Source organism: Streptomyces sp. NPDC056628 (assembly GCF_042792555.1).
In the GTDB taxonomy this organism is placed as follows: Bacteria; Actinomycetota; Actinomycetes; order Streptomycetales; family Streptomycetaceae; genus Streptomyces.
The window spans coordinates 22,880-38,842 of the sequence record NZ_JBHTWG010000032.1; the positions used below are offsets into that span (position 1 = coordinate 22,880).

The window sequence follows — 15,963 nt, forward strand, 5'->3', positions numbered from 1 at the left end:
TACGTGAGGCACGTACAAGGGCGCGCACGGCGCGCGGTGGCAGTGGCGGCCGCCGTACTGACATGGGCGGGACTGCTGGCCGGAGTGGCCGGCTGTACCGAGGACGGCGACGGCGCCGGGCTCGGCCAGGTGCTGAACAAGGCACCCGCGCCCGAGGACGTCATCCGGGTGACCCCGGACGACGGCACCAAGGGCGCCTCCCCGGGCGACCGGCTGCTGGTCCGGGTGCGCAGCGGGCGCCTGGAGTCGGTGCGGGTGGTGAAGTCGCAGGACGCCGAGGAGACGCCGGTGCCCGGGCACATCTCCAAGGACGGCCTGCGCTGGGAGCCCGACGAGCCCCGGCTCGCGCTGGCCGCCCGGTACACGGTCGACGCGGTGGCCCTCGACGGCCACGGACGCCGCAGCGCACGGCACACGACCTTCACCACGTACGTCCCCGAGAAGCGGTTCATCGGGTACGTCACCCCCGAGGACCGCGCGACCGTCGGCACCGGGATGATCGTCTCCCTGGAGTTCAACCGCGCGATCGCGCACCGGGCCGCCGTGGAGCGCGCGGTCCGGGTCACCGCCGAACCGGCCGTGGAGATCCGCCCGCACTGGTTCGGCGCCGCCCGCCTGGACTTCCGCCCCGAGCAGTACTGGAAGCCCGGCACCCGGGTCACCGTCGCACTGGACCTGCGGGACGTCGAGGGTGCGCCCGACGTGTACGGCCTGCAGCGCAAGACGTTCTCCTTCACCGTGGGCCGCCACCAGGTCTCCGTCGTCGACGCGGCCCGGCACACCATGGAGGTGCGGCGCGACGGCGCCCTCCTGACGACGGTGCCGGTCACCGCGGGCGCCCCCGCGACGACCACCTACAACGGCAAGATGGTGGTCACCGAGATGCTCGAACTGACCCGGATGAACGGTGCCACCGTCGGCTTCAAGAAGGCCGACGGCAAGGGCGAGTACGACATCCCCGACGTGCCGCACGCCATGCGCCTGACCGACTCGGGCACGTTTCTGCACGGCAACTACTGGGCGGACGCCTCCGTCTTCGGGCACAGCAACGTCAGCCACGGGTGCGTGGGACTGCGGGACGTCAAGGGCGGCGGCTCCGACACCCCCGCGGGCTGGTTCTTCGACCGCAGCCTCGTCGGGGACGTCGTCGAGGTCGTGCACAGCAACGACAAGCAGGTCGCCCCGGACAACGGCCTCGGGGGATGGAACATGGCCTGGAAGGAATGGAAGGCGGGGAGCGCCGTGAAGTAGGCGGCGGACAACGCCGGGTGGGGTGGTGGGGGGCCGTCCCGCCCGCCCGGCGATGTTGGAACGAAACGGTGACAGACGCACCGACGTCGGCGCCCTGGCCTTGTGGTTAATATGCGCCGGTGAGCGCGGTGGACGCGCGGGGGAGTGGGCCCGGTGAGGCCCGGGGGAGGACACAGAATTGAACGTGCGGCCGATATCGGGGGCGTCGGTGGACGCACGCGCGCGGCGTGGACGCAAGGGCATGGCGGCACTGGCCGCAGTGCTGATGCTGGCGGTCGCCGCGTGCGGGGGCGGCGGATCGGACGCGGGCGGGGACGAGGGCAAGGGCGGGGACTCCTCGCGGGCCGAGGCCCGCAAGTCCCGCGCGGAGGTGACGATAGCCCCGAAGGACGGGGCCGGGTCCGTCGACACCAGCGGCGCGCTGAAGGTCACCGCGGCCAAGGGCCGGCTGACCGCCGTCGAGGTCGAGGACGCCAAGGGGAACGCCGTCGACGGCAAGATATCCGGCGACGGCACCAGCTGGACGCCGTCCAGGCATCTCGCCGCCTCCACCAAGTACACGGTGCACGCGGTCGCCAAGGACACCGAGGGCGTCCAGACCACGCGGGACTCCGACTTCACGACGCTCACCCCGAAGGCCACCTTCCTCGGCAGGTTCACCCCCGAGGACGGCTCCACGGTCGGGGTCGGCATGCCGTTCTCCCTCCGGTTCGACCGGGGCATCACCAACCCGCAGGACGTCGAGAAGGCCGTCACCATCAAGACCGAGCCGGCCGTCGAGGTCGCCGGTCACTGGTTCGGCAACGACCGCCTGGACTTCCGGCCCGAGAAGTACTGGAAGGCCGGCACCAAGGTCACCGTCGACCTCGACCTCGACGGCGTCGAGGGCCGTGACGGCGTCTACGGCGAGCAGGACAAGAGGATCACCTTCACCATCGGCCGCAGCCAGGTCTCCTACGTCGATGTGAAGACCAAGAAGATGAAGGTCACCCGGGACGGCAAGGTCCTCAGGACCATCCCGGTCACGACGGGCGCGCCGGGCTACGAGACCTGGAACGGCCAGATGGTCATGACCGAGAAGTTCGTCCAGACCCGGATGAACGGCGACACGGTCGGCTACGACGGCGAGTACGACATCAAGGACGTGCCGCACGCCATCCGCCTGACCGACTCCGGCACCTTCATCCACGGCAACTACTGGGCGAGCGGCGCCTTCGGCAACACCAACGCCAGCCACGGCTGCGTCGGCCTGCGCGACGTCAAGGGCGCCTGGGACAAGAAGGCTCCGGCCGCCTGGTTCTACAACCGCTCGATGATCGGCGACGTCGTCGTCGTGAAGAACTCCGCCGACGCCACGGTGGCCCCGGACAACGGCCTGAACGGCTGGAACATGTCCTGGGAGAAGTGGAAGGCGTAGCTCCTGCCTCGTGACGGCCCCGGTGCGGCTCCCGCACCGGGGCCGTTCGCGTTCCCGGGCGCGGGATGTGACTGACCGCACCCCTCCGCTCCCCGTTAGCCCCCGTTAACCTGCTCGCATGACCGTGAATCTCGAAGTCGCCGAAGGCGTCGGTACCCTCCGTCTCGACCGGCCGCCGATGAACGCGCTGGACGTCGCCACCCAGGACCGGCTCAAGGAGCTCGCCGAGGAGGCGGGCCGCCGTGACGACGTGCGGGCCGTGGTGATCTACGGCGGGGAGAAGGTGTTCGCGGCCGGCGCGGACATCAAGGAGATGCAGGCCATGGACCACACGGCGATGGTCCTGCGCGCCCGCGCCCTGCAGGAGTCCTTCACGGCGGTGGCCCGGATCCCCAAGCCCGTCGTGGCCGCCGTGACCGGCTACGCGCTCGGCGGCGGCTGCGAGTTGGCGCTGTGCGCCGACTTCCGCATCGCCGCGGACAACGCCAAGCTGGGCCAGCCCGAGATCCTGCTCGGCCTCATCCCGGGCGCGGGCGGCACCCAGCGGCTGGCCCGCCTGGTCGGCCCGTCGAAGGCCAAGGACCTCATCTTCACGGGCCGGATGGTCAAGGCCGAGGAGGCCCGCGAACTCGGCCTGGTGGACCGCGTGGTGGCGGCCGACCAGGTCTACGCCGAGGCGCACGCCTGGGCGGCGAAGCTGGCCCAGGGTCCGGCGATCGCGCTGCGCGCGGCCAAGGAGTCCATCGACGCGGGCCTGGAGACGGACATCGAGACGGGCCTCACCATCGAGCGGAACTGGTTCGCAGGTCTGTTCGCGACCGAGGATCGCGAACGCGGGATGCGGAGCTTCGTCGAGGAGGGTCCCGGCAAGGCGAAGTTCCTCTGACCCGCCCGGGCGGCCCGGTGAAAGTTCGCCTTACCCTTGCAATTGACGCCGTGTCTGACCCGGATCCCTCGATGGGGCGGTTTATGGCAGCCTTAAGGCAGCCTTAAGCGTGCCTTGTCGAGGGAACTGGTCAAAGGCCGTCGACGGGCCTTGAGGCGCAGCTCAGCAGGGCTGTGGACGGTTCCGAACTGCCTGTGGCATATGCCGAACGGCTGCAGTGGAATCACCGCTTCCGGGGGGTGTATTCCTCGGGAACGGCCACGGAGAGCCCCGTGGGCGGCCATGATGGGGGCATGGCGGGGCTGGAGGGTATCGAACAGCCGCGGGGACACAGCCGTGCGACCGCGGCGCGCTGGTCGCCGGCGGTCGAGGACGAAACTGCCGCGAAGGCGCTGGAGTTGTTCGGCAATCCCACGGAGGCCGAAGTTCCGCTCCCGTCCCGCCCGGAGTCCGCCGCCACCGCACGCCGGCTGACCCAGACGGTGGTCCTGCGGCAGTGGGCCCTGAGCCCCAGGATGGCCGAGGACGCCGTGCTCCTCGTCTCCGAACTCGTCGGCAACGCCGTCCGCCACACCGGCGCCCGGGTCTTCGGCTTACGGATGCGCCGCCGCCGCGGCTGGATCCGCATCGAGGTCCGCGACCCCTCACGCGGTCTGCCCTGTCTGATGCCGGTCCAGGAGATGGACGTCAGCGGCCGGGGGCTCTTCCTCGTCGACAAGCTCGCCGACCGGTGGGGCGTGGATCTGCTGCCCCGCGGCAAGACGACCTGGTTCGAGATGAGGGTCACCGAGCGCTGAGGGCCACCCCGCTTCCGCGAACGGATAATCTGACCTGCGGCAAAAAGCCAGCACGACACGACTTGACGCGAGTACACGCGAGTAGAGGGGCGGACCGGTGGCGCACATCGACATCGAGGAAGCACGCAAGCAGTTCGAGCGCATCGATGCGGACGGCGACGGCACCATCACCGCCGCCGAGTTCAAGACCGCCCTCGCCCAGGGCGGCGACTGGAATGTCACCGAGACCGTCGCCGAGGCCATCATCAAGAGCCGCGACCTCAACGGCGACAAGCTGCTGTCCTTCGACGAGTTCTGGGCCTTCCTGAACAAGTAGCACCCGGGCAGGACCCGGCGGCAGGACCCCGTGAAGGGGCGCCCCCCCGTGAGGACGGCGCCCCTTCAGGCGTTCCCGGCCCACTCCCGCAGCGCCGCCTTGCTGGAGAAGTTCCCCACGTTCTTGTCCAGCGGGTCGTCCGTGTACTGGTGGAAGCGCCACTTCGCCTTGATCCGGGGCTTGCCCTTGGTGACGTAGTCGGCGATCCACAGGCCGTCCCCGGCGTACGACGTGGTGTCGACGTTCAGCCAGTAGTGACGGTTGCAGTACAGCACCACCCGGTTGTCGGGCCGCTTCTCCTTGAGGAGGCGGATGAACCGGTCCTTCTCCGCGTTGCCGGCGTGCGTGCCCTCACCGGTCGTCTCCCAGTCGACGGCGAGGATGTCACCCGCCTTCTCCGGCGCGTGCTTCAGGAAGTAGTCCGCCTGGGCGGTCAGGTTCCCCGGCCACAGGAAGTGGTAGTAGCCGACGACCAGACCCGCGTCACGGCCGTGCTTGGCCTGGGCGGAGAGCTTGGGGTTGACGTAGGACCGGCCCTCCGTCGCCTTGATGAAGACGAAGGAGAGGCCGTCGGTGTCGTAGGAGGAGGACTGGTACGCGCTCACGTCGATGCCGCGCAGCATGGGGGGACTCCCTGAGGTGCCGTGGGGGGACAGGAGTTGACCTGGCTTATGCCCCACCGTGGCACGGCCGACGCGTCACCGACGTGGAATCGTCAACATTCGATGATGTTGACGGCCAGCCCGCCGCGCGCCGTCTCCTTGTACTTGACGGACATGTCGGCGCCCGTTTCCTTCATCGTCTTGATGACCTTGTCCAGGGACACCTTGTGCGAGCCGTCGCCGCGCATCGCCATCCGGGCGGCCGTGACCGCCTTCACGGCCGCCATGCCGTTGCGCTCGATGCAGGGGATCTGCACGAGGCCCCCGACCGGGTCGCAGGTGAGGCCCAGGTTGTGCTCCATGCCGATCTCGGCGGCGTTCTCCACCTGCTCGGGGGAGCCGCCCAGCACCTCCGCCAGCGCGCCCGCCGCCATCGAGCAGGCCGAGCCGACCTCGCCCTGGCAGCCGACCTCGGCGCCGGAGATCGAGGCGTTCTCCTTGAAGAGCATGCCGATCGCGCCCGCGGCCAGCAGGAAGCGGACCACGCCCTCCTCGTCGGCGCCGGGCACGAAATTGATGTAGTAGTGCAGGACGGCCGGGATGATGCCCGCCGCGCCGTTCGTGGGGGCGGTGACCACCCGGCCGCCGGCGGCGTTCTCCTCGTTCACGGCCATCGCGTAGAGCGTGATCCACTCCATGGCCAGCGCCTTCGCGTCCCCCTCGGAACGCAGCTTGCGCGCGGTGTTCGCGGCCCGGCGGCGCACCTTCAGGCCGCCGGGCAGGATGCCCTCGCGGCTCATGCCCCGCGACACGCACTCCCGCATCACCCGCCAGATCTCCAGCAGGCCCGCGCGGATCTCCTCCTCGGTGCGCCACGCCCGCTCGTTCTCCAGCATCAGCGCCGAGATCGACAGGCCGGTCTCGCGGGTCAGACGCAGCAGCTCGTCGCCCGTGCGGAACGGGTACTTCAGGACGGTGTCGTCGAGCCTGATCCGGTCCTCGCCGACCGCGTCCTCGTCGACGACGAAGCCGCCGCCCACCGAGTAGTACGTCTTCGTCAGCAGCTCGGCGCCCTGGGCGTCGTACGCCCACAGGGTCATGCCGTTCGCGTGGTACGGGAGGGCCTTGCGGCGGTGCAGGACCAGGTCGTCGTCGAAGGAGAAGGCGATCTCGCGCTCGCCGAGCAGCCGCAGCCGGCCCGACTCCTTGATCGACTCCACCCGCTGGTCCGCGGACTCGACGTCCACGGTGCGCGGCGAGTCGCCCTCCAGGCCGAGCAGCACCGCCTTCGGGGTGCCGTGGCCGTGTCCGGTGGCGCCCAGCGAGCCGTACAGCTCGGCCCGTACGGCGGTGGCGGACTCCAGCAGGCCCTCGTTGCGCAGCCGGCGCGCGAACATACCGGCCGCCCGCATCGGACCCACCGTGTGGGAGCTGGACGGGCCGATGCCGATCGAGAACAGGTCGAAGACCGATATGGCCACGGAAACTCCTCGGTGCGGGGTGGTGCGGGGGGCCTTTCCCGGGGTGCCCCGCACCATCGAGTGTGCGGGACGCCCCGGGAAAGGGACGGCGGTCCTACTTGTTCAGACCGGCGTAGAGCGGGTGCTTGTCGGCCAGCGCCTTCACCCGTGCCTTGAGCGCCGTGGCGTCGTACGACGGCTTCAGCGTCTCGGCGATCACGTCCGCGACCTCGGTGAAGTCCTCCGCGGTGAAACCGCGGGTGGCCAGCGCGGGGGTGCCGATGCGGAGCCCGGAGGTCACCATCGGCGGACGCGGGTCGTTCGGCACCGCGTTGCGGTTGACTGTGATTCCCACCTCATGGAGGCGGTCCTCGGCCTGCTGCCCGTCCAGCTCGGAGTCACGCAGGTCGACCAGGATCAGGTGCACGTCCGTGCCGCCGGACAGCACGTTCACCCCGGCCTCCCGGGCGTCCGCCGCGGTCAGCCGGTCCGCGAGGATCCGGGCGCCCTCGATCGTGCGGCGCTGGCGCTCCTTGAACTCCTCGGAAGCCGCGACCTTGAACGAGACCGCCTTGGCGGCGATCACGTGCTCCAGCGGGCCGCCCTGGAAGCCCGGGAAGACCGAGGAGTTCAGCTTCTTCGCGAACTCCTTGCTGCGGGCCAGGATGATCCCGCCGCGCGGACCGCCGAGCGTCTTGTGGGTGGTGGAGGTGACCACGTCGGCGTGCGGCACCGGGTTGGGGTGCAGCCCGGCCGCGACCAGGCCCGCGAAGTGGGCCATGTCCACCCACAGGTAGGCGCCGGTCTCGTCCGCGATCCGGCGGAAGGCCGCGAAGTCCAGCTGCCGCGGGTACGCCGACCAGCCCGCGATGATCACCTTCGGCCGGTGCTCCTTGGCGAGGCGCTCCACCTCGTCCATGTCGACCAGACCGCTCTCGGCGTCCACGTGGTACGCGACCACCTGGAACTGCTTGCCGGAGAAGTTCAGCCGCATCCCGTGGGTGAGGTGACCGCCGTGCGCCAGGTCCAGGCCCAGGATGGTGTCGCCGGGCTGGGCCAGCGCGAACAGCGCGGCCTGGTTGGCCGAGGCGCCCGAGTGCGGCTGCACGTTGGCGTACTCGGCGCCGAACAGCTCCTTGACCCGGTCGATCGCGATCTGCTCGGCGACGTCGACGTGCTCGCAGCCGCCGTAGTAGCGCCGGCCCGGGTAGCCCTCGGCGTACTTGTTCGTCAGGACCGAGCCCTGCGCCTCCATGACGGCGAGCGGAGCGAAGTTCTCCGACGCGATCATCTCGAGGGTGGACTGCTGACGCTCCAGCTCGGCGTCGAGCGCCGCGGCGACCGCCGGGTCCAGCTCGTGCAGGGGCGTGTTCAGAAGGGAGTTCTCAGACATGGGGGACTACGGCTCCTCAGCCGGCGGTGTGGGCGGCGTACTCGTCGGCGGAGAGCAGGTCGGCCGGCTCCTCCGTGACGCGCACCTTGAACAGCCAGCCGCCCTCGAAGGGGGCCGAGTTCACCAGGGCCGGGTCGTTCACCACGTCCTCGTTGATCTCGGTGACCTCGCCGGTGACCGGGGAGTACAGGTCGGAGACGGACTTCGTCGACTCCAGTTCGCCACAGGTGTCACCCGCGGTCACGGTCGAGCCGACCTCGGGGAGCTGGGCGTAGACGACGTCGCCGAGCGCGTTCGCCGCGAACTCGGTGATGCCGACCGTGGCGACGCCGTCCTCGGCGGTCGCGAGCCACTCGTGCTCCTTGCTGTAACGCAGCTGCTGGGGGTTGCTCATGGCCTGAATTCTCCTGTACACGCGGGAGTGCTGATGAAGGGGGGACGGGGGACACGGACACGGCGGCGGGCGTGCGCGGGCGCACGCCGCCCTGCCAGTCTGTACGCGCGGCGGCGCTCGTGCCGCTCGCGGGTCCTACTTCTGGCGCTTGTAGAACGGCAGCGCCACGACCTCGTACGGCTCGTGGGTGCCGCGGATGTCCACGCCGACACCGGGGGTGCCCGGCACCGCGTGCGCGGCGTCGACGTACGCCATGGCGATCGGCTTGCCCAGGGTCGGGGAGGGGGCGCCCGAGGTCACCTCGCCGACGACCTCGCCGCCGGCGACGACCGGGTACCCGGCGCGCGGGACCCGGCGGCCCTCGGCGACCAGGCCGACCAGGACGCGCGGCGGGGCCGTCTCGGCGCGGGCGGCGGCCTCCTGGAGCGCCTCGCGCCCCACGAAGTCGCCCTCCTTCTCGAACTTCACCACCCGGCCGAGCCCGGCGTCGAAGGGGGTGAGCGAGGTCGACAGCTCGTTGCCGTACAGCGGCATGCCCGCCTCCAGGCGGAGCGTGTCCCGGCAGGACAGACCGCACGGGACCAGGCCGACGCCCTCGCCGGCCCCGGTCAGCGCCTGCCACAGCGCCACGGCGTGCTCCGGCTTCACGAACAGCTCGAAGCCGTCCTCGCCGGTGTAGCCCGTGCGGGCGATCAGAGCGGGCACGCCGGCGACGGTGCCGGGCAGGCCGGCGTAGTACTTCAGGCCGTCGAGGTCGGCGTCGGTCAGGGACTTCAGGATGCCGGGGGACTCGGGGCCCTGGACGGCGATCAGCGCGTACGCGTCGCGGTCGTCGCGGACCTCGGCGTCGAAGCCGGCCACCCGCTCGGTCAGGGCGTCGAGCACGACCTGGGCGTTGGAGGCGTTGGCGACGACCATGTACTCCGTCTCGGCGAGCCGGTACACGATCAGGTCGTCGAGGATGCCGCCGTCGGCCTGGCAGATCATGGTGTAGCGGGCGCGGCCGACGCCGACGGACGCGATGTTGCCGACCAGGGCGTGGTTGAGGAAGGCGGCCGCCTGGGCGCCGGTGACCGTGATCTCGCCCATGTGGGACAGGTCGAACAGGCCGGCCCGGGTGCGCACCGCGTTGTGCTCGTCGCGCTCGGAGCCGTAGCGCAGGGGCATGTCCCAGCCGGCGAAGTCGGTCATGGTGGCGCCGAGCGAGCGATGCAGGGCATCGAGCGCGGTACGGCGCGGTGCGGAGGCTGCGGTACTGCTCATCGGTCGGTCTTCTCCAAGGGCAGACGGGCGAGGAACGTCCTCCCCATCTGTCATCGGAACCTGAGAGGTTCGCCACGACCCCCGGCAGGGAAGTTCATGGCTTGCACCGTGGGTGGAGCCACCGCGCACGGTGGCCCGCTTTTCAGATGTGCCTCGCCCGCGCGGTAACGGGGCCTGAGAGATTCAAGGGAGGGACTTGCTCCTTCGGCGCCCCGGCGGCGTACTGCCGGGGACTCTCCCGCGCGGATTCAAACGGCCGGTATGCAGTTGGCGCCGACATCATCGCACGCCCGGGCCCGTCTGCCCCAGGCCACATCTGTAACCGGCCTGTGGCAGTAAGCGAACGAAAACGGAGGCGATCGTCTATTACCTTCTCTTTACACGCGGTGGGGACGGGGAAGCCTGTATGCGGAGGAGGAGGACGATGACGGTGAAGCGCACCTCGGCGTACGCCACGACGTCGGGCATCGCCCTGCCCGGGCAGCCGGCCGCCCCCGTCGTCGAGGCCGGTGCGCCCGCGCCCGTCGTCCGCGACCTGCGCGAGCGGTCCGGCCGCAGCCCGCACGCCCTGCTCTTCGGCCCGCGCGACCTCGTCGTGATCACCGGTCTGCCCGGCAGCGGCAAGTCCACCCTGATGCGGCGGACCGTGCGCGGCCCGCGCATCGACTCCCAGGACACCCGGGACCGCTGGGACGCCCGGATGCCCGACCTCCTGCCCTACACCCTCTACCGCCCCCTGGTCCGCCTCTCCCACTACGCCGGGCTGCGCCGCGCCGTCCGGCGCGGGGGCGGGCTCGTCGTGCACGACTGCGGCACCCAGGCGTGGGTGCGCGGCTGGCTGGCCCGGGCTGCCCGGCGCCGCGGCGGCGTCCTGCACCTGCTGGTGCTCGACGTCGACCCGGACACCGCGCTGGCGGGGCAGCGCGAGCGCGGCCGGGGCGTCTCCCGGTACGCCTTCCTGCGCCACCGGCGCGCCGCCGCCCGGCTGATGCGCGCGGTCACCGCCGGCGACCTGCCCCGGGGCTGCGGCTCCGCCGTGCTGCTCGACCGGGACGCGGCCGCGGCGCTGCGCCGGATCGGCTTTACGGGCTGACCGGACCCCGCCGGCCGGCGCCGGGCACCGGTAGCCTTTCGACCCTCAGACGTGTTTCACAGCAGGCGGTCACCCACAGATGGACTTCGCAGCGGATCTCCCCGCGGACTTCCCGGCAGGCTCACCTCTCCACCCGCACGGCGGCTGGCCCGGCAACGAACTGGAGGAGGTGCTCTCCGCCTCCCTCGGCCAGCCCTCGGCGGGCGCCCGGATCGTGGAGGTGCTGGGCCGCAGCTTCGTCTGGGTGCCGCTGCCCAACGGCGGTGGCCCCGACAGCGGTCCGCTCGACCTGCCCGGCATGGAGATCGACGGCCAGGGCTATGTCCCGGTGTTCTCCTCCGAGGAGCAGTTCCGCCAGGTCGTCGGCTCCCACATGGCGTACACCGTCGCCCCGGCCGTGGAGTTCGCCCGCGGACTGCCCCCGCACGTGGGCATCGCCGTCAACCCGGGCGGGGTGGTCGGCGTCCCGCTGCCCCCGGCGGCGGTGGCCGAGGTGTGCCGGTCGGGCCGCACCCCGCTGGACGGGCAGGCATCCGGAGGCCGCGTCACGCTCTACGAGCCCGACTGGCAGGACGACCCGGTGGACTTCCTGTCCGCCGCCTCGGCCGAGTTCGCGGCGACCGGCGTCGTCGCCACGGCCCGCCGCTGTCTCGCCGCGGTCGAGACGGGCCCGCCGGTCATGTTCGTCGGCGTCGAACTGACCCAGTGGGAGGGCGACCTGAGGGCGGCCCCCACGGACGCCCTGGGCCGCGCCCTCGGCCGCGTCCCCGTGCCCTGGCCGGTCAACCTGATCCTCCTCGACGTGGCCCAGGACCCCGTCATCGACTGGATGCGGGCCAAGGTCCGCCCCTTCTACACGCGCGAGCCCTGACACCCCGGGTGAGCGGCGCGGCGTCCCTCCCGGGGCGCCGCGCACCGCGCCGTCCGCACCCGCGGCCCCCGCGCGGCCGACCAGTTCACGTGCCGAGCCCTCCCCGGCTCGCCGGGTGGAGCGCCCAGGGCCTGCCGTTCGGATCAGGCCGACGGCGAGATACTGCGCTCACGCGACGCCGGACCGATCCGAACGACAGGCTCTAAGCTGGGCGCACAGCCATGTTTTCCCGAAGGGGCGGTAAAAGGTGAGCGCGAGCGGCACAACCTCGACCGGGCAGGTCGAGCACATGCTGCGCCAGGTGACCCCCGGGCGCTACGACGCCTACGAGGCCCTCCTGCGCGCGCTCGCCACCCCGGCCACCGGCCAGGTCTGGATGCTGCTGTGGCACGGTCAGGCGGGCTCCCCGGACGCCCAGTACGGGAACATGCAGGTCGAAGGCCACGGTTACGCCCCGTGTGTCACCTCCGCCCAGGAGCTGTCGGCCAGCGGCTGGAACCGCAGCTACGAGGTCGTCGACGGGCTCGACGTGGCCCGCACCCTCTACCCCGACCACTACGGCCTCTGGCTGAACCCGCACGCCCCCGGCGGCGGCGTCGGCATCCCCTGGCTCGACCTGCGCCGGATCGCCACCGGTCTGGACCGCCAGCCCGCGGGCCCGCTGCGGCTGTCGGAGCCCGCCATCGAGATCCCGCAGTTCTACGCCCTGGTCGCGCAGAACGCCCACCGCACCCCGGCCGTGCGCACCCTGCGCCGCGCCTGGGTGCAGCCCGCGCTCGGGGCGCCGTACCTGGCGATCGGCCTGGACGTGTACGACACCAGCCCGCCCGCCGTGGACGCGGTGCGCTCGATGATGCTCCAGTCGGTCACCGCGGTCCCGGACGGACTGCCGGTCTCGACCGTCGCCCTGGCCGACGAGGACGACCCGGTGGCGATGTGGATGCGGTCGCACGGGCGGCCGTTCTACGACCGTGAGGCACACGCCGCCGCCCCCGCCGCGGGCTATGGCTACCCTCCGGCACCGGGCCGTTACTGATCTTCGACTTGCCAGAACGCCATTCGGTCCCACCCCCCTCTGTCGTAGGCGTGAGCGCCTTCCCGCTGTGGTTTCGCAGGTGAATCTCCGCGCGTAGATACGATCAGAAGGTCCCGGTCCGCCCTTATACGCCCCAAGTGGTCCGTGTCCGGCCCCTGTTACCCGCTGTTCGGATAACGGAATCCCCCAAACAGCATCACGGTTACGCATCCTTTCCCCGTCAGCTCTGGCGACTGATCGCCCCCACATTGAAGACTCCCCGCTAGGCACGGGCCGGTCGGCCCTGTGTGCGAGTGAGAGCAACCGCTACCGCGGCAGCCAGGGGGGTCGGCAACCGCCGGCCGAGAGGGGTCAATTCCACTGTGACCGCACCGATCGAGACAACGGGAGCGGAGGCTGGAGCACAGCCTGAGGCCGTGCTCTCCGGGATCGAGAAGAGCCAGATCGAGGGGCGCTCCCTGGGGCAGATCGCCTGGTCCCGGTTCAAGAAGGACAAGGTGGCCGTCGCCGGCGGCGTCGTCGTCATCCTGCTGATCCTGCTCGCGATCCTCTCGCGTCCCCTCCAGGCGCTGTTCGGCCTGGACCCCAATGCGCTCAACCAGGACCTCATCGACCCCAACACCTCGCTGCCCAAGGGTGACTTCGGCGGCATGAGCTGGGAGCACCCGCTGGGTGTCGAGCCGAAGTTCGGCCGCGACATCGCCACCCGCATCCTCGAGGGCTCCTGGGTCTCGCTGGTCGTCGCCTTCGGCGCCACGCTGCTGTCCAACACGATCGGCGCCGTCCTCGGCGTCGTGGCCGGCTACTACGGCGGCCGGGTGGACACGATCATCAGCCGGCTGATGGACACCTTCCTGGCCTTCCCGCTGCTGCTGTTCGCCATCGCCATCTCGGCCACCCTGCAGGGCGGTGCCTTCGGCCTGGAGGGCCTGCCGCTGCACATCAGTGTGCTGATCTTCATCATCGGTTTCTTCAACTGGCCGTATCTGGGCCGCATCGTCCGCGGTCAGACCCTGGCCCTCAGGGAGCGCGAGTTCGTCGACGCCTCCCGGGGCATGGGGGCCAGGGGGCCGTACATCCTCTTCCGGGAGCTCCTCCCGAACCTGGTCGGCCCGATCATCGTCTACTCGACGCTGCTCATCCCGACGAACATCCTTTTCGAGGCCAGCCTGAGCTTCCTCGGTGTCGGCATCCAGCCCCCGCAGGCATCGTGGGGCGGCATGCTCAACCAGGCGGTCGACTTCTACGAGGTCGACCCGCAGTTCATGATCGTGCCTGGCCTCGCCATCTTCGTCACCGTCCTGGCGTTCAACCTGCTCGGCGACGGTCTTCGTGACGCTCTCGACCCGCGCAGCCGCTGACATGCGGCCGCGACGAGAGCCCATCAAGTTTCCAACTATGGAGGGGAAGCAGACCATCATGCGAAGGTCAGTGCTGGCCGCGGTTGCGGTCGTCGGCAGTGCGAGCTTGCTGCTTTCGGCCTGCAGCAAGGCCGATGACAACTCGGACAACAACGGATCGAAGTCGGCTGGGGCCAACGCCGCGACCAAGGACGTCGTCAACGCCTCCACCCAGAAGGGTGGGACGGTCACGTACGAGTACTCCGACGTCCCGGACTCCTTCGACCCGGGCAACACGTACTACGCGTACATGTACAACCTCAGCCGGCTGTACGCCCGCCCGCTGATGACGTTCAAGCCCGGCGCCGGCGAGTCCGGCAACGAGCTGGTCCCGGACCTGGCCTCCGCCCCGGGCGAGCCCAGCGACGGCGGCAAGACCTGGACGTACAAGCTGCGTCCGGGCCTGAAGTACGAGGACGGCACCCCGATCACGTCCAAGGACGTGAAGTACGCCGTCGAGCGCTCCAACTTCGCGCGTGACGTGCTCTCCCTCGGCCCGAGCTACTTCCAGCAGTTCCTCGAGGGCGGCGACAAGTACAAGGGCCCGTACAAGGACAAGAGCGACAAGGGCATCTCGTCCATCCAGACGCCGGACGACACCACGATCGTCTTCAAGCTCAACCGCGCCTTCCAGGAGTTCGACTACCTGGTCGCCACTCCGCAGACGGCCCCCGTGCCGAAGGCGAAGGACACCGGCGTCGACTACGTGAAGAAGATCGTGTCGTCGGGCTCCTACAAGTTCGAGAGCTACCAGGAGGGCAAGGAAGCCGTCCTGGTCCGCAACGAGAACTGGGACGCCAAGACCGACCCGCTGCGCAAGCAGTACCCGGACAAGGTCGTCGTCAAGCTGAAGGTCAACGCCGAGACCATCGACCAGGACGTCATGGCCGGCAAGGCCATCGACCTCGGTGGTACGGGCGTCCAGGCCGCGACCCAGGCGAAGGTCGTCAACTCCTCGGACCAGAAGGCCAACACCGACAACACCTACGGTGGCCGCCTGGTCTACATGGCGATCAACACCAAGCTCGCGCCGTTCGACAAGGTCGAGTGCCGCAAGGCCGTGGAGCTCGCGGTCAACAAGGTCTCCGTGCAGACCGCCCTCGGCGGCCCGATCCGCGGTGACATCGCCTCCACCGTCCTGCCGCCGGACATCCCGGGCTACCAGAAGTCCGACCTGTACGCAACGCCGGGCAACAAGGGTGACGTCGCCAAGGCCAAGGAGCAGCTGAAGGCCTGCGGCAAGACGTCGATCAACACCAACATCTCGGCGCGCAGCGACCGCCCGGCGGAGATCGACGCGGCCACCGCGATCATCGACTCGCTGAAGAAGGTCGGCATCAACGCCTCTCTGAAGCAGTTCCCGTCGGGCAAGTACTTCACGGACGCCGCGGGTGTGCCGAAGTTCAACAAGAAGCAGAACATCGGCCTGCACATGATGCAGTGGGGTGCCGACTGGCCGTCCGGCTACGGCTTCCTGCAGCAGATCCTGCACAGCGACGCGATCGGCGACTCCGGCAACACCAACCTGTCGCAGCTGGACAACAAGGACGTCGACTCCATGCTGGAGAAGGCGATCGCCAGCGAGGAGCAGGGCGAGCGTGACGGCCTCTACGGCCAGATCGACAAGAAGGTGATGGAGGAGGCGGCCCTCGTTCCGCTGACCTACTTCAAGGTCCTGCTGTACCGCCCCGCCGGCTTCACCAACCTGGTGTCGACTGCGGCCTTCAGCGGTCAGTACGACTACCTCAACATCGGTACGACCAAGAAGTAGCCCCGGAAGGCAG

At 70.2% G+C, this 15,963-nt stretch carries 15 protein-coding genes and 1 riboswitch; of the genes, 10 read left to right on the forward strand and 5 right to left on the reverse strand.

What is annotated here, in order from left to right:
- Nucleotides 1-3: 3 nt before the first annotated feature.
- From ACFRAC_RS29040 to ACFRAC_RS29060, 5 genes are all read left to right on the forward strand, one after another.
- Nucleotides 4-1,251: an Ig-like domain-containing protein gene (locus ACFRAC_RS29040; RefSeq protein ID WP_382933973.1), complete on the forward strand. Its 1,248-nt coding sequence runs from the start codon at nt 4-6 to the stop codon at nt 1,249-1,251.
- 178 nt (nt 1,252-1,429) lie between these two features.
- Entirely contained in the window at nt 1,430-2,668 is a 1,239-nt protein-coding gene (locus ACFRAC_RS29045; protein ID WP_382933981.1) for an Ig-like domain-containing protein, read from the forward strand.
- 118 nt (nt 2,669-2,786) lie between these two features.
- Entirely contained in the window at nt 2,787-3,554 is a 768-nt protein-coding gene (locus ACFRAC_RS29050; RefSeq protein WP_382933986.1) for an enoyl-CoA hydratase/isomerase family protein, read from the forward strand.
- 293 nt (nt 3,555-3,847) lie between these two features.
- On the forward strand, nt 3,848-4,351 hold the full coding sequence (locus ACFRAC_RS29055; protein WP_361352126.1) for an ATP-binding protein: 504 nt from the start codon (nt 3,848-3,850) through the stop codon (nt 4,349-4,351).
- A gap of 97 nt (nt 4,352-4,448) precedes the next feature.
- Entirely contained in the window at nt 4,449-4,667 is a 219-nt protein-coding gene (locus ACFRAC_RS29060; RefSeq protein ID WP_361352129.1) for an EF-hand domain-containing protein, read from the forward strand.
- A gap of 65 nt (nt 4,668-4,732) precedes the next feature.
- Here the strand turns inward: ACFRAC_RS29060 and ACFRAC_RS29065 are convergent, their stop codons facing one another.
- The 5 genes from ACFRAC_RS29065 to gcvT form a co-directional block, all read right to left on the reverse strand.
- Nucleotides 4,733-5,290 (reverse strand): glycoside hydrolase family 25 protein, encoded by a 558-nt coding sequence (locus tag ACFRAC_RS29065; RefSeq protein ID WP_382933998.1) that lies wholly within the window; start codon nt 5,288-5,290, stop codon nt 4,733-4,735.
- Nucleotides 5,291-5,382: 92 nt separating this feature from the next.
- Nucleotides 5,383-6,750 (reverse strand): L-serine ammonia-lyase, encoded by a 1,368-nt coding sequence (locus ACFRAC_RS29070; protein WP_382934005.1) that lies wholly within the window; start codon nt 6,748-6,750, stop codon nt 5,383-5,385.
- A gap of 94 nt (nt 6,751-6,844) precedes the next feature.
- On the reverse strand, nt 6,845-8,122 hold the full coding sequence (glyA, locus tag ACFRAC_RS29075; protein WP_382934013.1) for a serine hydroxymethyltransferase: 1,278 nt from the start codon (nt 8,120-8,122) through the stop codon (nt 6,845-6,847).
- Nucleotides 8,123-8,138: 16 nt separating this feature from the next.
- Nucleotides 8,139-8,516, reverse strand: coding sequence for a glycine cleavage system protein GcvH (gene gcvH / locus ACFRAC_RS29080; RefSeq protein ID WP_361933713.1), 378 nt, complete (start codon nt 8,514-8,516; stop codon nt 8,139-8,141).
- A 135-nt stretch (nt 8,517-8,651) separates the two neighbouring features.
- Complete coding sequence (gcvT, locus tag ACFRAC_RS29085) at nt 8,652-9,779, reverse strand: glycine cleavage system aminomethyltransferase GcvT (RefSeq protein ID WP_382934022.1); 1,128 nt, start codon at nt 9,777-9,779, stop codon at nt 8,652-8,654.
- A gap of 152 nt (nt 9,780-9,931) precedes the next feature.
- Nucleotides 9,932-10,030: riboswitch (glycine riboswitch) on the reverse strand.
- 173 nt (nt 10,031-10,203) lie between these two features.
- Here gcvT and ACFRAC_RS29090 point away from each other — a divergent pair.
- The 5 genes from ACFRAC_RS29090 to ACFRAC_RS29110 all read left to right on the forward strand — a co-directional run bounded on the left by ACFRAC_RS29090 (nt 10,204) and on the right by ACFRAC_RS29110 (nt 15,950).
- Nucleotides 10,204-10,872, forward strand: a complete 669-nt coding sequence (locus ACFRAC_RS29090) for an AAA family ATPase (protein ID WP_382934025.1) — start codon at nt 10,204-10,206, stop codon at nt 10,870-10,872.
- Nucleotides 10,873-10,951: 79 nt separating this feature from the next.
- Nucleotides 10,952-11,743, forward strand: coding sequence for an enhanced serine sensitivity protein SseB (locus ACFRAC_RS29095; protein ID WP_382934029.1), 792 nt, complete (start codon nt 10,952-10,954; stop codon nt 11,741-11,743).
- A 247-nt stretch (nt 11,744-11,990) separates the two neighbouring features.
- Nucleotides 11,991-12,779 (forward strand): enhanced serine sensitivity protein SseB C-terminal domain-containing protein, encoded by a 789-nt coding sequence (locus ACFRAC_RS29100; protein WP_382934032.1) that lies wholly within the window; start codon nt 11,991-11,993, stop codon nt 12,777-12,779.
- A gap of 362 nt (nt 12,780-13,141) precedes the next feature.
- Nucleotides 13,142-14,140 carry an ABC transporter permease gene (locus ACFRAC_RS29105; RefSeq protein WP_382934038.1) on the forward strand — a complete coding sequence of 333 codons (999 nt, stop codon included), beginning with the start codon at nt 13,142-13,144 and terminating at the stop codon, nt 14,138-14,140.
- Nucleotides 14,141-14,177: 37 nt separating this feature from the next.
- The gene (locus ACFRAC_RS29110; protein ID WP_382934042.1) at nt 14,178-15,950 is read left to right on the forward strand and encodes an ABC transporter substrate-binding protein; all 1,773 of its coding nucleotides are present in this window, start codon (nt 14,178-14,180) and stop codon (nt 15,948-15,950) included.
- Nucleotides 15,951-15,963 lie beyond the last annotated feature (13 nt).

What these genes read in the sequence shown, in the direction of transcription:
- ACFRAC_RS29050 (WP_382933986.1), top strand. Translation starts at nt 2,787, where the DNA reads ATGACCGTGAATCTCGAAGTCGCCGAAGGCGTCGGTACCCTCCGTCTC.
- ACFRAC_RS29055 (WP_361352126.1), top strand. Translation starts at nt 3,848, where the DNA reads ATGGCGGGGCTGGAGGGTATCGAACAGCCGCGGGGACACAGCCGTGCG.
- ACFRAC_RS29065 (WP_382933998.1), bottom strand. Translation starts at nt 5,290, where the DNA reads ATGCTGCGCGGCATCGACGTGAGCGCGTACCAGTCCTCCTCCTACGAC.
- glyA (WP_382934013.1), bottom strand. Translation starts at nt 8,122, where the DNA reads ATGTCTGAGAACTCCCTTCTGAACACGCCCCTGCACGAGCTGGACCCG.
- gcvH (WP_361933713.1), bottom strand. Translation starts at nt 8,516, where the DNA reads ATGAGCAACCCCCAGCAGCTGCGTTACAGCAAGGAGCACGAGTGGCTC.
- gcvT (WP_382934022.1), bottom strand. Translation starts at nt 9,779, where the DNA reads ATGAGCAGTACCGCAGCCTCCGCACCGCGCCGTACCGCGCTCGATGCC.
- ACFRAC_RS29090 (WP_382934025.1), top strand. Translation starts at nt 10,204, where the DNA reads ATGACGGTGAAGCGCACCTCGGCGTACGCCACGACGTCGGGCATCGCC.
- ACFRAC_RS29095 (WP_382934029.1), top strand. Translation starts at nt 10,952, where the DNA reads ATGGACTTCGCAGCGGATCTCCCCGCGGACTTCCCGGCAGGCTCACCT.
- ACFRAC_RS29110 (WP_382934042.1), top strand. Translation starts at nt 14,178, where the DNA reads ATGGAGGGGAAGCAGACCATCATGCGAAGGTCAGTGCTGGCCGCGGTT.